The following is a 14,316-nucleotide window of genomic DNA, read 5'->3' on the forward strand; positions in this document are numbered from 1 at the left end:
ACGCTAACTGGCATTTTACAGGAGGGTTTACGGTGGGCGACAATCAGGCGATTCTGAAGGCGGACGGCAAGGACATCACCATGCCCGTGCGCAGCGGCACGATCGGTCCCGACGTTATCGACATTCGCAAGATGTACGGCGAATCGGGGATGTTCACATACGATCCCGGCTTCACTTCTACGGCGAGCTGCGATTCGGCGATCACCTACATCGATGGCGACGAAGGCGTGCTGCTGCATCGCGGCTATCCCATCGGCCAGCTGGCCGAACATTCGAGCTTCATGGAAGTCAGCTACCTGTTGCTGAACGGCGAACTGCCGTCGACGCCGGAACTGAGCGATTTCAGCCGCACGATCAGCCGTCACACCATGCTGCACGAACAGCTGATGCAGTTCTATCGCGGCTTCCGTCGCGACGCGCACCCGATGGCGATCATGTGCGGCGTGGTCGGCGCACTGTCCGCATTCTACCACGATTCGACCGATATTGCGGATCCCACGCACCGCAAGATCAGCTCGCACCGGCTGATCGCCAAGATGCCCACGATCGCGGCAGCCGCCTACAAGTACTCGATCGGCCAGCCGTTCCTCTATCCCGACAACAGCCTGTCCTACACCGGCAACTTCCTGCGCATGACCTTCGGCGTGCCGGCGGAACCCTATGAAGTGCATCCGGCGGTGGAAAAGGCGATGGACCGCATCTTCATCCTCCACGCCGATCACGAACAGAACGCATCGACGTCCACGGTGCGTCTGGCCGGGTCTTCGGGTGCCAACCCGTTCGCCTGCATCGCGGCCGGCATTGCCTGCCTGTGGGGTCCGGCGCACGGCGGCGCGAACGAAGCCGCGCTCAACATGCTTCAGGAAATCGGCACGCCCGACCGGATCCCGCACTATATCGAGCGGGCGAAGGACAAGAACGATCCGTTCCGCCTGATGGGTTTCGGCCACCGCGTTTACAAGAACTACGATCCCCGCGCGACGGTGATGCAGAAGACCGTGCGCGAGGTGTTCGACGCGCTCAAGGTCACCGATCCGGTGTTCGAGGTGGCGATGCGGCTTGAGGAAATGGCGCTCAACGATCCGTATTTCATCGAGAAGAAGCTGTTCCCCAACGTCGATTTCTACTCGGGCGTGATCCTTTCGGCGATCGGCTTCCCGACCACGATGTTCACCGCGCTGTTCGCGCTGGCGCGCACGGTGGGCTGGGTCGCGCAATGGAACGAAATGATCTCCGATCCAGGCCAGAAGATCGGTCGCCCGCGCCAGCTTTACACCGGTTCGGCAGAGCGCGATTACCTCGCGATCGACAAGCGCTGAATTTCAAGACGTCAAGTCAGGGCGCACACTGCGCCTTGGCGGAAAACAAAACCAGGAGAGCGGCGATGCGGACTTTGCTTATGATAGTCGGCGTCGCCGCGGTCCTGATGGGCGCACTGTGGATCGGCCAGGGCACCGGCGTGGTGATGTGGCCGGCGTCCAGCTTCATGCTGGCGCAAAAGCAATGGGCCATCAACGGGGTCGTGCTGTTGCTGGTTGGACTGGCGCTGCTGTATTTTGCGCGGCGCAGGCCGGGTTAACGCCCGAAGGCTTTAATCCCGCCCGGGCAGGCGCAATACGAAGCGGGCGCCGCCGGTGCTTGCACGCTCCACGATGAGATCGCCGCCCATGGCCCGCGCCAGTCGGCGTGAGATGTACAGGCCCAGCCCGCTGCCGCCGTCGCCGCTGCGGCCCAGCCGCTCGAACTTGCCGAACACCCGCTCGGCCTGATCGGCATCGATGCCCTTGCCCTCGTCCTCGATCGCGGCCCAGGCAAAGGCCCCGCCGCGACCCGCGCTCAACCTCACCGTCGAATCTTCCGGCCCATAGTTGATGGCGTTGGCGATCAGGTTGATCAACACCTGCAGCACGCGCCGGAACTCCCCGGTCGCCGGCACCGGGTCTGCAGGCGTGGTCAGCGTGATCCGGCGGGCACTGGCGCGAACCGCCAGCAGCCCCGCTGCGCGGCGGCAGCAGTCGGCCAGATCGATCGCGTCGGGCGCGGTCGCGAAAGTCCCGGCCTCGATCACGTCGAGATCGGCGATGTCTTCCACCAGATCGAGCAGGTGGCGCCCGGCATTGGCGATGTCGGCTGCGTAACTGGCGTATTGTTCGGCCAGCGGCCCGGCCAGCCGCGTGCGGATGGTCTCGGCGTTGGCGATGATCCGGTTGATCGGCAGCCGCAGCGCCGGCGCGAGTTGCGCGCCCAGCAGGCCTGCCGGTGCTGCGTCGGCTCCCGTGGCCGGGCTGATCGCCGGCTTGGGCGGTTCGGGCAGCCGTTCGATCGAGTCGGGCACGAAATAGAGGTCGAACGCCGCGGTTCGGTCCTGCGCGGTGCCGTGCGGAAACAACCTGACGCGCCAGGTCCGGCCCGAACCCTCGATCGAAACCGGCGTATCATCCAGCAGGCGCCAGTGCGCGGGCTGGCGCAAGCTGGTGCCGAAACTGACATAGTCGGTCCAGCGCGCGCCGGCGATGGCGCCCAGCGCGGTGGCCAGCGGCTGCAGGTCGGGCGCGACCGCTGCGATCGCCAGCACACGCTGTTCCGCATCGACCAGCGCGTGGCCTTCGGCAATGTGGCGGACAAGGTCCTCTTCCGCGTTGGCGGGTTCGTCGGCGTCGGCCGGGCTGGCGGCGCGCCAGTGGCTCAGTTCGATCACGCTGCCGGTATCGCTGGCCTGCACCGAGGCCCACACCGTGATCGGCTGGCCATCGTCGATCGCCACGATCATGCGCGACAGCGGCGCCGTCCGGCCCCGGGCGCTGCGCACCAGTGCCAGCAGCGCCGGAATGGCGATGGTGCCCGGAAAATCGCCGCCGCTGCGCCGTTGCAGCCCGGCCAGCGGCTCGTCGGCTTCGAGCAGGCGATCGTCGCTGTCGCAGCGCGCGCGGATCGGACCGGCGGCAAGCGTCATGTCAGTGCGCCAGCGCCTCGCCGAACCGGGCAAGCAGCGCAGCCGCGCGATCGGCCCGCAAGTGTTCGAGCCCCTTCGGCAAGGTGATCTCGGGGTGGAGCGTTACGAACTGCGCGGTGATGGCCTCGGACTTCAGCCCGCTGGCCGACAGCGCGAGCACGAGCCGGGCAAGCTGGCTTTCGGTCATCGCGAACACGGCGGTGTCACGGTCGAGGCCCGAGCCGATCGCCAGGCCGGTGGCGAACAGGCTGACGCCCGCATTGTCGATCGCCAGCGCGCCTTCAGCCTGGCCGCCCATGCCGCGAATCAGCCCGTCCATCAGCGCGATCCGGCTGTTGCGGCCGTCCTGCCGCGCACGCAGCGCCAGTTCGGCCTGGTGTGCCTGCGCATCGGCATCGGGGGTATCGCCAAGGTAGGACCGCATCGTCAGCATGACGATGTGAAACAGATCGCCGGGCAGTTCGTTCAGCGGCAACTGCATCCGCCGGACCGACTGGCCGAACCGGGCCTGCGCTGCCAGCAGCTTCATCGCCGAGGCGGCCGTGGCGGGATCCTGCGACGCGATCATCGTCTGCAGCAGCGGTGACAGCACCGGATCGAGCGCCAGCCTGACGTGCAGGCGTTCCGCGACGTGCCATTCCAGCGCCAGCGCATGGGCGTGGGCCAGCAGCGCGGGGACGCCGAGGAAGGCCGTGCCCAGATCCTCGCTCGCTTCGTGCGCCCAGGCCTGCGGTTCCTCATGTCCGGCGACTTCGGCGAGCGCAACGATCAGTTGCCGCGCCAGATCCATCATCATCCCGCGCACGCGCGCGATGATCTCGTCGCTGAACACCGACTGGTCGTCATTGGCCAGCAGGTGCCGCAGGATCGGGCCGGTGTTGGCCTGCGCGCGGTCCGCGACGGCCAGCTCCTCGCCCAGCAAGTCCTCGATCGCGCCCGGGCCTGCATTCGAATATGCCATTTGTGCCATGATCGCCGGTCTAGCCGTCGTTGGTTAAGGGCGGGTTAGGAACGCGCAGGATGCCCATCGCCAGCATCAGCGCCAGCGCCAGAATGAGAATGATCGAGGCCCGCAACACCATGTCGAACGGCAACAGGAAGCTCGCCAGCGCCAGTGTCCAGCCCAGCAGCAGGCGATCGCCGAGCCACGCGATCCGGGCTTTGTCGGCCATCACCAGCGGCAGCAGGCGCAGCAGCAGCAGCAGCACGACCGGCGGAAAAAACGTGATCGTCCAGGGCAGGTCGGGTGTCGTCGGCGAAGCGCTGCGCCACGCGGCCAGCCACACCAGCAATCCGTCGACCAGCAGCAGGAACGCGCCATCGGCCAGCCCGCCACCGCGTCCGCCGACCAGTGAATCGCGCTCGATCCGCGTGAGGATCGCGGCGCCGCGATACAGCGTCCAGCCCACGCCGATCACCGCGAAGCCCGCTGTCGGTGACCACAGCCAGCCCGCGCCGAAGCCGAGCAGCGACACCGTGACCGCCGCCGCCGCCACCAGCCACGGCCGGGTTCCGGCATGGAGCAGCGATGGCCCCAGATGCAGCACCAGCCACGCCGCCAGCAGCTCGCCCGGCGTGCGGCTTTGCCCCGTGGCGGCATGCAGCCGCAGCCACGCCGGTTCGGCGGCATGGGCATCCGCTTCGCTGCGCAGCACCTGCCAGCGGCCCTGGCCCAGCAGCGCGACCGGCACGCCGCGCTGGGCGACCCCGCCCTGCACCGCGAGCCGCAGCAGCGCCGAAAACGGGTTCCAGTCGCCGGGAAGTTCGGCAAACTGCGCCGCGATCCGCCCCGGCAGGCGCATCGCGCCCGCGTCCGAACTGTTGAGGTCGATCCGTTCGAAACCCGCGGCCAGCCCGGCCTCGACCGGGAAGGTCAGCACGCCCTGCTTGTCCGCCAGCAGCGCCAGCGCATCGTCGGGCAGCGCGAGCAGCCCGTCGGCGAACACGAACAGATCGTCATCGGCCCCCACCAGCGCCGAGATCTTCTGCGGCGAGGACAGCACATGGAACTGCGCGCCGCGCGCCTCGGCAGCGTGCTGGAGCGACACCAGTTCCCCGGTCAGCGCTTCGGCCGCGCACAGGATCCGGGTGCATCCCAGCGCCAGTGCCAGCCCCAGTTGATGGCGCGCGATGGAGCGGCCGCAGATCGGCAGGTAGCCGTGCGGTTCGGTCGATTCTCCCGAAGCCGGATCCACCAGCGATAACAGCGCGACCCGCAAACCCGTTCTCCTGCACGCGGGCCGTCGATAGGCCGCCGATGGGGCGGGCGCAATCGCGGGTTACCGGTAAAGCGCGTGGAGCCGATCCGCTGGTGGCGGTTCGGGCCGGTCGCAGTCAGGCGTCGGGCGGGATCAGGTCCAGCAGGAAGTGCTCGATGCGGCGGGTCACGCCCGGTTCGCCGGGGACACCGGACAGCGCTTCGTCGGCCAGCCCGATCAACTTTTCGGCATGGAAGCTGGCCGCCAGCCCTTTCAGCCGCATCGCCGCGACCTGCCAGTTTCCGTCGCATCGCGCGCGGCGCATCAGATCGAGCTGACGTTCCGCGCTTTCGATAAATGCTCCGCGCAATTCCCGGAACAGCGCGGCATCGTTGCCGGCGGCTGCCGCGAGATTTGCGTCCAGGGCTTCGCCTTCATACGCCATATCGCACGGGCTAGACCAGGAAGGTTAAGGTGGGGTTTAAACAATCGCCGTTGCCGTGGTAGTGTGCCTGCATGAATGGGGGACCACGGATCATTCCGATCGAGCCCGGCCAGCCGGACAACGCGGCGGTCGAGGATTTGCGCGCCTTTGCGGCGGACGCTCCGCTGCTGTTGCGACCCGAAGACGAATCGTGGGACGACGAATCGCCCACCCCGCAGCGCGACATGCTGGCCTGGCTGGCGCCGGTTGGCGTGGCCATCATCATCGCTGCGTGGACCGGCTTCTTCATCTGGGCGAACCTTGGCGCGATGCAGGCGGGCGCGACGCCAGCCGTGTGGGCCCAGTGGATCGGCCAGTGGTCGGTCCCGGTCCTGCTGTGCCTGACCGCGCTGCTGGTCGCGATGCGCAACAGCCGCCGCGAAGCAGGCCGGTTTGCCGATGCGGGACAATCGCTGCGCGCGGAATCCGAAGCGCTCGAACGGCGGCTGGTCTCGGTCAACACCGAACTGTCGCTCGCGCGTGACTTCCTCGCCGCGCAAGGCCGTGATCTGGAAGCGCTGGGCCGCATCGCGGTCGATCGCCTGTCGGGCAGCGCGGATCGGCTGCAGGCGCTGATCGTCGACAACGGAGCGCAAGTTTCCAGCATCGGCGACGTGTCGGTCAACGCGCTCGACAACATGGAAAAGCTGCGCGGGCACCTGCCGGTCATCGCCAATTCGGTTCGCGACGTGACCAACACCATCGCCAGCGCCGGACGCACCGCGCACGTGCAGCTGGAAGACCTCGTCACCGGATTCCACCGGCTCAACGAATTCGGCGTCGCCAGCGAGCGGCAGGTCGAATCGCTGCGCGGCGTGGTGAACGAGGCGCTGGCCGAATTTACGCTTCAGGCCGACCAGCTCGACACGATCACCACCGCGCGGTTCGCCGCTTTGGCGAGTGAAGGCGAAGCCCACCGCCAGAACCTTGACCAGATCGAGATTGCCGCGCTGGCCGGAATCCGCACCCGCTCCGCCTCGCTCGAGCGCGAGCTGGCAGCCCACCGCGAAAGCACCGAAGCGGGCGAAAACAGCGCCTACGAAGCGCTGCGCGCGCGGCTTGTCGCGCTGCGCGAGGAAAGCAATTCCATCGCCCGCGCCATTGCCGGCGGTGAGAGCGAGGCGCTTAACGCGTGGACCGAACGCGCGGCATCGCATCGCGAAACGCTGCGCCACGCGCTGGAGGGCTTTGCGACCGACCACGAGATGGCGATCGCTGCCGCCTCAACCCGGCTCGGCGCCTTCGAGCAGGCGGCGCGCGGGATCGGTTCGACGCTGGACGACCATCTGCGCCGGATCGACGAGGAATTTGCCACCCGCCGCCAGACCGCCGAAGATGCCGCCGGGGAGCAGGACCGGTTGCTGACGGAGCGACTGGACGCGGTGGACCGCGCGATCACGCAACGCCACCAGGCGATGACCGCCACGGGCGTGTCCGCGTCCGATACGATGACTCAGCGGCTGGGCGAACTCGATCGCCTGATCGCACAGCAGCGCACGCACCAGACCGAACAGGCCGATGCGCTGGCCACGCGGTTCGAGGCGCTGAGCGAGCGGGTGAACGCGTTCTCCGCCGTGTTGCGCGCCTCGGGCGAACAGGGCGCGGCCACCGCCGCAGCCGTGGACCGGGCGATGGCCATGCTCAATTCCCGCCTGGTCGAGAGCGGCGAGGCGCTGGCCGGAACCGACGGCCAAGTCGCCGACCTGACCGATTCGGCCGTGCGGCTGCTCGAACTGATCCAGGCCAGCAGCGACCATACCCGGATCAAGCTGCCCGAAGCCGTGAAGGAAGCCGAAGGCGGCCTGCGGGGCATCGAAGACCGCGTGTTCATGTTGCGCGACACGCTGAAGGATGCCGGCGAGCGCGGACATGCGCTGTCGGAACACGTTCTCGCCTCGCGCAACGACATGGCCGGGGCGCTGGCCGACGTGGGCTCGCTCCACGGCGAATTCACCGCGCGCACGCAGGACCAGCAAAACCAGCTCGCGGCGTTGCGCGAAACGCTCGCCGCCGCCCGCAGCCAGAGCGAGCAGCTGGCAGGAGACATCCAGGCGAGCCTTGCCGGTGCGATTGCCCAGCTTTCGGGCGCGGTGGAAAACGTCGGCGCCAGCCTGCGCCATGGCACCGCCAGCGAGATCGAGGCCATCGCCAGCCAGCTGGGCGATCACAGCAGCGCGGCCATCGCCAAAGTGCTGCAGGGTCGTGGCGCGGAGCTGGTGCTGCGGCTGGAGGAAGCGATCGATCGCGCGGCCGAAGCCGGGCGCGACACCACGGTGCAACTGCGCGACCAACTGGCCAAAGTCGACGAACTGGCCGGCAATCTGGAAAACCGCGTCGATCGCGCGCGCGAACGCGCCGAAGACCGCGTCGACAACGATTTCGCCCGGCGCGCCGCGCTGATCACCGAATCGCTGAAATCGACCGCGATCGACATTGCCCGCGCGCTCTCCAGCGACGTTTCCGAAACCGCCTGGGCTTCGTACTTGCGCGGCGATCGCGGCATCTTCACGCGCCGCGCGGTGAGCCTGCTGGAAAGCGGCGAAGCGCGGATCGTGGCGCAACACTACGACAGCGACGAGGATTTCCGCTTGAACGTGAACCGCTACATCCACGATTTCGAGGCGATGCTGCGCCAGCTGCTGTCGACGCGCGACGGCAATGCGCTGGGGGTCACGCTGCTGTCGTCGGACATGGGCAAGCTCTATGTCGTGCTGGCCCAAGGGATCGAGCGCCTGCGCGCCTGACCGCGCGCCGGTCGGGCCGGCGCTCCGCTGGCCGCGTTGCCGTATCCCCTTGTCCCGGCATGCCGAATTGCCGGAACCGTCCATCGCTTGCGCCATTGCACTTACGAAGCTGCAACGGAGTATCAGCCATGCCGATGATCGAAGCCCGCGACGGGATGCGGCTTTATGCCAAGACCTGGGGTGACGGCCCGCCCGTCGTGCTCATCCACGGCTGGCCGCTGTCGGGCGACAGCTGGGACCCCATCACCCACGCGCTGGCCGAGGATGGCTTCAAGGCGATCGCTTATGACCGCCGGGGCTTCGGCCGGTCCGACCAGCCGTCGGGCGGATATGACTACGATACCTTCGCCGATGATCTGGCCGACGTCATGGCGGCCATGGGTGCTACGCGCGACGTCAGCCTCGTCGGCTTCTCGATGGGTGGCGGCGAGATCGCGCGGTACATGTCGCGCCACGGCGGGAAGGGCGTGGCGCGCGTGGCGCTGGTATCCTCGGTGGTGCCTTACATGCTCCAGACCGACGACAATCCCCATGGCGTGCCGCAAGCGACGTTCGACCAGATGACCGAGGGCATGCTGACCGATCGCGCCAGATTCATGACCGGCTTCTTCAAGGACTTCTACGGCGTGGGCATGCTGTCCAGCCCGGTCAGCGACGAAGTGCTGCAGCTGTCGTGGGCCACGGCGATGCAAGCTGGTCTGCGCCCGACGCTGGCCGCCGCCAAGGCGTTTGCCACCACCGATTTCCGGCCCGATCTGGCAAGTTTTACCGTGCCCACGCTGATCATTCACGGCACGTCGGACAAGACCGTCCCGATCGACGCCACCGCGCGTGAAGTGGTCAAGACGGTGCAACAGGCCACGCTGATCGAATATCCGGGCGAACCGCACGGCGTGTTCGCCACGCAGACAGAACGCCTGACCCGCGACCTGCTGGCGTTCATCGGTGGAGATGATCGCAGCGTGTTCAGCGGGCTGGACGATGCAACGCAGGCCGATCGGCAGGACATCGTCGATGAAGTGACGCGCGAAACGATGGCCACGTCTGCGTCGATGATCTGACACGTCGCCATGGGTCTGAGCGATGACCTTCCCATCATCCGCTCATCCCGAGCGAAGTTGAGGGACGTTGTGCATGTCGATAGCGCGCGGACCTGTCTCGACTCGCGCGACATGAGCGGGGCCGAGTGTGAGCAGCGCTTTGGAGTAAACCACCAGACAACGCCGCACCCGGCAGGGAACAACCCCTGCCCCGCCCCGTTGGTCGAACATCTCTCCCGTTCATACAAAGGGCAATTCGCCATGAAATATTCCGACGGCCAACCCGCAGAAATGAAAGAAAAGTTCTGGAAGGCGATGACGCATTCGCCGTTCGTCATGCTGCAACTCGACCATGATCCCGATTCCGCCGCGCCGATGACCGCGCAGCTCGACAAGGATGCCGACAGCGCGATCTGGTTCTTCACCAGCAAGGACGGGCGTTATGCCAGCGGCGGCGCGGCGACCGCCAACTTCGAGAGCAAGGGCCACGACGTGTTTGCGCGCTTTGCCGGCACGCTGGTCGAGGAAACCGACCGCGCCCGGCTCGACAAGCAGTGGAACAACTTCGTCGAGGCCTGGTATCCCGGCGGCAAGACCGACCCCAACCTGCTGTTCCTGCGCATGGATCTGGGCGACGCCTCGATCTGGTCGGGCGACATGGGCCTGCTCGCCACCGCCAAGATGGCACTGGGCATGAGCGTGCGCGAGGATGCCTCGGGCCAGTACGTCGAGACTGCGCTGTAAGCATTTCACGACACGACAACGAAGAGGGCCGCTCCCCATTTCGGGAAGCGGCCCTTTTCTACGTCATGGGCAAGCGGCTCAAGGGATCGGAGGGACCGACGACGGCGGAATGTCCGCATCGGTTTCATGGACCTCCACCAACCCGCGACCGACGTGGCTGTGGCTCTTGCTGTAGAGGAAGTAGACGGCCAGCCCCAGGATCGCCCAGCCGGCGAACAGTTCCAGCGTGTACCACGACAGGCTGAAGAACAGGTAGAGGCAGCCCAGCACCGCCACCGGCGCGACGATCATCACTGCCGGGGTGCGGAACGGGCGCGTGCGGTTGGGATCGGTCTTGCGCAGGACCACCACCGCGATGGCGACCATCGCAAAGGCGAACAGTGTGCCCGAGTTCGAAATGTCCGCCAGCGCGCCCACCGGGAACAGCGCGGCGAAAATCGCCACGAAGATGCCGGTGATGATCGTGACCACGTACGGCGTATTGTAGCGCGGGTGGACCCGGCTCAGCACTTCGGGAAGCAGACCGTCGCGGCTCATCACGAAGAAGATGCGCGTCTGGCCGAACATCATCATCAGCACCACCGAAGGCAGCGCCAGACCGGCGGCGAGGCCGATCAGGTTGCCGATCTGGCGCCAGCCGATCTCGCGCATGGTCCAGGCCAGCGCTTCCTTCGAACAGACGACGGCCTGGTTCTGGATGGTCGAGCAGGCGGCAACCAGCTCGGTACTGCCCGGCGCGAGGCCGTGGCCGGTGCCGTCAATCAGCGGCTGTGCCCCGACCGAGCCGATGACTCCGGCGGCGACCAGGATATAGAACACGGTGCAGATCGCAAGGCTGCCGATCAGGCCGATCGGCATGTTGCGTTGCGGGTTCTTGGTTTCCTCGGCTGCGGTCGAAACCGCGTCGAACCCGACATAGGCGAAGAAGATCGAGGCGGCCGCCGCCGAAATACCCTTGAAGCCCAACGGCGCGAATGGATGGAAGTTGTGCGATTGCATCACCGGCAACGCCAGAATCACGAACACGGTCAGCGCGGTGATCTTGATCATCACCAGGATCGCGTTGATGTACGCGCTTTCCTTGGTGCCGATCACCAGCAGCCAGGTGACCAGCAGCGCGATGATCGCGGCGGGCAGGTTGATATAGCCGCCGGCCGCCATGGCCGTGACGATGGCGTCGCTCTGCTCGGCACCGAACGCCACCTTGATGTGCGCGATCAGCGCATCGGCGTTGACGATCGTGGAGGGCAGCGAAACGCCCAGATACTCTCGCAACAGGCCCACGAAATAGCCCGACCAGCCAACCGAAACCGCGCCCGCCGCCACGGCATATTCCAGCACCAGCGCCCAGCCGACCATCCACGCCAGCATCTCGCCCATCACGGCGTAGCTGTAAGTGTAGGCGGAACCCGAAACCGGGACCATCGAGCTCATTTCAGCGTAGCACAAGGCGGCCACCGCGCAGACGAAGCCGGCGATGATAAAGCTGATCATCATGCCCGGCCCGGCCTTTTGCGCCGCTTCGGCGGTCAGCACGAAGATGCCCGTGCCGATGATCGCGCCCACCCCCAGCATGGTAAGCTGGAATGCGCCGAGCGATCGATGCAGCGATTTCTTCTCGGCTGTCGCCAGAATGGCATCGAGCGGTTTGACGCGACCGAACATGTATTTCTCCTGCCAGGACCGGAGCGCCTGGGCGACCCCCACCAAAAAGGTTGCTCCGGTAACCAGCTTGTAACCGCCGAAGCTAGCGCCAAGCAGACTTGGCGCAAGGCCTTTTTCCCCAGCCTTGCGCGAGTCCCAGCGCATGGCAGCCCTTGCCTCGGTATCGGTCGGGTGCGGTCAGGTGTCGTTCGGGCCACGGTCGCAATGCTTGCGCGGCCCGGATGAACCTCTAAAACCCCCGGCCATGTCCACGACCTTCCAGCTCGATACCGCGACCAGTCGCGCCAACCCCACCCCGGCGCCGATGAAGCGGCTGACCGTGCCGGCGATCCGCCAGCGCAAGAAGGATGGCGTGACCAAAGAGCCGATCGTGATGCTGACCGCCTACACCGCCCGGCAGGCGCAACTGCTCGATGCGCACTGCGACCTGCTGCTGGTGGGAGATTCGCTGGGGCAGGTGATCTACGGCCTGCCATCGAGCGTTCCGGTCACGCTCGACATGATGGCAGCGCACGGGGCGGCGGTGGTGCGCGGCAGCTACCACGCGGTGGTGATCGTCGACATGCCGTTCGGCAGCTACGAAGCCTCGCCCGAACAGGCTTTCACCAACGCGGCGCGGCTGCTCAAGGAAACCGGATGCGCCGCTGTGAAGCTGGAAGGCGGAGAGGCGATGGCCGAAACCGTGGCCTTCCTGACCCGGCGCGGCATCCCGGTGATGGGCCATGTCGGGCTGACCCCGCAGGCGGTCAACCAGCTCGGCGGTTATAATGCGCGCGGGCGGACCAGGGCCGAAGCGGCCAAGATCGTCGGCGACGCGCGCGCGCTGGCAGAGGCCGGCGCGTTCGCCATCGTCATCGAGGGCGTGGTCGAACCGATCGCGGTCGAGATCACCGCAGCGGTGCCCTGCCCCACCATCGGCATCGGCGCATCGGCGCAGTGCGACGGGCAGGTGCTGGTGACCGAAGACATGCTCGGCATGTTCGAACGCGTACCGCGCTTCGTCAAAGTCTATGAAAACATCGCCGAAACGATCGCCGAGGCCGCCGCGACATATGCCCGTGAAGTGCGTGACCGCAGCTTTCCGGGTGTGGAGCAGACTTACCAGCCCAAGTGATTCTGGATCATCGTAGACAGACCCGAACCGCTCCGGTCCGGGTCTGCGTTGTCGTTACCAATTCACGCGTCTGCGACAATGCGGCTCTCCCCAATCCCGCCCATCCTGAGCTTGTCGAAGGACTGTCCTTTTCTGCCGACGCGGAAGTGAGGTGCAATCCTTCGACAAGCTCAGGACGGACGGATAAAAACGAAGTTATCGATCTGCAGATCGGTGGCAAAACCAGTCAGGACTCCAGGTGCTTCAGCAGTTTCGCGGATCGATCATTTTCACGCTGGTCTGCCTGGTGCTGGCCGCCTTGGTCGGGTGGCTGCGCACGCATACCCTCGCCGGGCTGTTCGAAGTGCTGTGGGTGGTGATCGTGCTGGCGGTGCTGGAGATATCGCTGTCGTTCGACAACGCGGTGGTCAATGCCGCCGTGCTCGAGAAGATGACGCCGGTGTGGCAGAAGCGTTTTCTCACCTGGGGCATGGTGATCGCGGTGTTCGGCATGCGCATCGTGTTTCCGCTGGGAATCGTGGCGATCGCCGCCGGGATCGGTCCGGTCGAGGCGCTGCGCCTGTCGCTGGAACAACCGCAGGAATATGAAAAGATCGTCAGCGGCGCGCATATCGGCATTGCCGGGTTCGGCGGCGCGTTCCTAGCGATGGTCGGGCTCAAGTTCTTCTTCGACAGCGACAAGGACGTGCACTGGATCGGACTGGTCGAGCGGTTCCTCTCGCGCTTTTCATCGATCAGCGCGCTCGAGATGGCGCTGGTGCTGCTGGCAGTGCTGGGCGTGGCGTCGCTGCTGCCGCAGGACGTGGCGATGCGGTTCGTGATCGCGGCGATCTTCGGGCTCGTCTCGTTCGTAGTGGTTGATGGCATCGGCACCATGCTGGAATCGAAGGAGGCGGCCACCCGTGCCGTTGCAGGCGAAGTCGCGCGCGCCGGGCTTGGCGGGTTCATCTACCTCAATGTGCTCGACGCTTCGTTCAGTTTCGACGGCGTGATCGGCGCGTTCGCCTTGTCGAACAACATGCTGGTGATCGCGCTGGGCCTGTCGATCGGTGCGATGTTCGTGCGATCGATGACGATCATGATGGTCGAAAAGGGCACGCTGGGCGAATACCGCTACCTTGAACACGGCGCGTTCTGGGCGATCATCGTGCTGGGCGGGATCATGCTGGCGTCGGCGCGCTTCGAGATTTCGGAAACCGTCACCGGGCTGATCGGCGGCGTGCTGATCGCGCTCTCGCTGGCGTGGTCGGTGCGGTACAAACGGCGCGAGGGCTGAGGGGTTACACGTCGTCCCGGACTTGATCCGGGACCGCCGGCAAGATCATCCGAACGTAGCGGCGATGCGGCCAGCGGTCCCGGATCAAGTCCGGGACG

Annotated in this window: 12 protein-coding genes; 7 read left to right on the forward strand and 5 right to left on the reverse strand. The window is 66.3% G+C overall.

What is annotated here, in order from left to right:
- Positions 1–32 precede the first annotated feature (32 nt).
- Positions 33–1,319 carry a citrate synthase gene (locus tag NL2_RS12840; protein ID WP_068075864.1) on the forward strand — a complete coding sequence of 429 codons (1,287 nt, stop codon included), beginning with the start codon at positions 33–35 and terminating at the stop codon, positions 1,317–1,319.
- A gap of 65 nt (positions 1,320–1,384) precedes the next feature.
- Positions 1,385–1,579: a hypothetical protein gene (locus tag NL2_RS12845; RefSeq protein WP_068075866.1), complete on the forward strand. Its 195-nt coding sequence runs from the start codon at positions 1,385–1,387 to the stop codon at positions 1,577–1,579.
- Positions 1,580–1,591: 12 nt separating this feature from the next.
- On the opposite strand, the gene NL2_RS12850 is transcribed toward NL2_RS12845, so the two are convergent.
- The 4 genes from NL2_RS12850 to NL2_RS12865 form a co-directional block, all read right to left on the reverse strand.
- Positions 1,592–2,953: an ATP-binding protein gene (locus NL2_RS12850; RefSeq protein ID WP_068075868.1), complete on the reverse strand. Its 1,362-nt coding sequence runs from the start codon at positions 2,951–2,953 to the stop codon at positions 1,592–1,594.
- Between the two features lies 1 nt (position 2,954).
- Complete coding sequence (locus NL2_RS12855; protein ID WP_068075870.1) at positions 2,955–3,914, reverse strand: hypothetical protein; 960 nt, start codon at positions 3,912–3,914, stop codon at positions 2,955–2,957.
- A 19-nt stretch (positions 3,915–3,933) separates the two neighbouring features.
- Positions 3,934–5,172 carry a hypothetical protein gene (locus NL2_RS12860; protein WP_245647679.1) on the reverse strand — a complete coding sequence of 413 codons (1,239 nt, stop codon included), beginning with the start codon at positions 5,170–5,172 and terminating at the stop codon, positions 3,934–3,936.
- A 115-nt stretch (positions 5,173–5,287) separates the two neighbouring features.
- Complete coding sequence (locus tag NL2_RS12865) at positions 5,288–5,596, reverse strand: hypothetical protein (protein WP_068075873.1); 309 nt, start codon at positions 5,594–5,596, stop codon at positions 5,288–5,290.
- A gap of 71 nt (positions 5,597–5,667) precedes the next feature.
- Between NL2_RS12865 and NL2_RS12870 the strand changes: the two genes are divergently transcribed.
- From NL2_RS12870 to NL2_RS12880, 3 genes are all read left to right on the forward strand, one after another.
- The gene (locus NL2_RS12870) at positions 5,668–8,379 is read left to right on the forward strand and encodes a coiled-coil domain-containing protein (RefSeq protein ID WP_068075874.1); all 2,712 of its coding nucleotides are present in this window, start codon (positions 5,668–5,670) and stop codon (positions 8,377–8,379) included.
- A 128-nt stretch (positions 8,380–8,507) separates the two neighbouring features.
- The gene (locus NL2_RS12875) at positions 8,508–9,440 is read left to right on the forward strand and encodes an alpha/beta fold hydrolase (protein WP_068075876.1); all 933 of its coding nucleotides are present in this window, start codon (positions 8,508–8,510) and stop codon (positions 9,438–9,440) included.
- A 240-nt stretch (positions 9,441–9,680) separates the two neighbouring features.
- Entirely contained in the window at positions 9,681–10,163 is a 483-nt protein-coding gene (locus NL2_RS12880) for a pyridoxamine 5'-phosphate oxidase family protein (protein WP_068075879.1), read from the forward strand.
- A gap of 78 nt (positions 10,164–10,241) precedes the next feature.
- Here NL2_RS12880 and NL2_RS12885 read toward each other — a convergent pair whose 3' ends face one another.
- A complete protein-coding gene (locus NL2_RS12885; RefSeq protein ID WP_068075883.1) occupies positions 10,242–11,828 on the reverse strand; it encodes an amino acid permease in 1,587 nt (528 codons plus the stop codon).
- 244 nt (positions 11,829–12,072) lie between these two features.
- On the opposite strand from NL2_RS12885, the gene panB reads away from it, so the two are divergent.
- Both panB and NL2_RS12895 read left to right on the forward strand, forming a co-directional pair.
- Positions 12,073–12,942, forward strand: coding sequence for a 3-methyl-2-oxobutanoate hydroxymethyltransferase (panB, locus tag NL2_RS12890; RefSeq protein WP_068075886.1), 870 nt, complete (start codon positions 12,073–12,075; stop codon positions 12,940–12,942).
- A gap of 238 nt (positions 12,943–13,180) precedes the next feature.
- Complete coding sequence (locus tag NL2_RS12895) at positions 13,181–14,218, forward strand: DUF475 domain-containing protein (protein ID WP_068075890.1); 1,038 nt, start codon at positions 13,181–13,183, stop codon at positions 14,216–14,218.
- Positions 14,219–14,316: the final 98 nt, after the last annotated feature.

Origin of the sequence: Novosphingobium lentum NBRC 107847 (genome assembly GCF_001590965.1) — a bacterium.
Taxonomy (GTDB): domain Bacteria; phylum Pseudomonadota; class Alphaproteobacteria; order Sphingomonadales; family Sphingomonadaceae; genus Novosphingobium; species Novosphingobium lentum.

Excerpts from the sequence above, each read along its gene's own strand:
- NL2_RS12850 (WP_068075868.1), bottom strand. The coding sequence starts at position 2,953 with ATGACGCTTGCCGCCGGTCCGATCCGCGCGCGCTGCGACAGCGACGAT.
- NL2_RS12870 (WP_068075874.1), top strand. The coding sequence starts at position 5,668 with ATGAATGGGGGACCACGGATCATTCCGATCGAGCCCGGCCAGCCGGAC.
- NL2_RS12880 (WP_068075879.1), top strand. The coding sequence starts at position 9,681 with ATGAAATATTCCGACGGCCAACCCGCAGAAATGAAAGAAAAGTTCTGG.
- NL2_RS12855 (WP_068075870.1), bottom strand. The coding sequence starts at position 3,914 with ATGGCATATTCGAATGCAGGCCCGGGCGCGATCGAGGACTTGCTGGGC.
- NL2_RS12845 (WP_068075866.1), top strand. The coding sequence starts at position 1,385 with ATGCGGACTTTGCTTATGATAGTCGGCGTCGCCGCGGTCCTGATGGGC.
- NL2_RS12875 (WP_068075876.1), top strand. The coding sequence starts at position 8,508 with ATGCCGATGATCGAAGCCCGCGACGGGATGCGGCTTTATGCCAAGACC.
- NL2_RS12865 (WP_068075873.1), bottom strand. The coding sequence starts at position 5,596 with ATGGCGTATGAAGGCGAAGCCCTGGACGCAAATCTCGCGGCAGCCGCC.
- NL2_RS12885 (WP_068075883.1), bottom strand. The coding sequence starts at position 11,828 with ATGTTCGGTCGCGTCAAACCGCTCGATGCCATTCTGGCGACAGCCGAG.
- panB (WP_068075886.1), top strand. The coding sequence starts at position 12,073 with ATGTCCACGACCTTCCAGCTCGATACCGCGACCAGTCGCGCCAACCCC.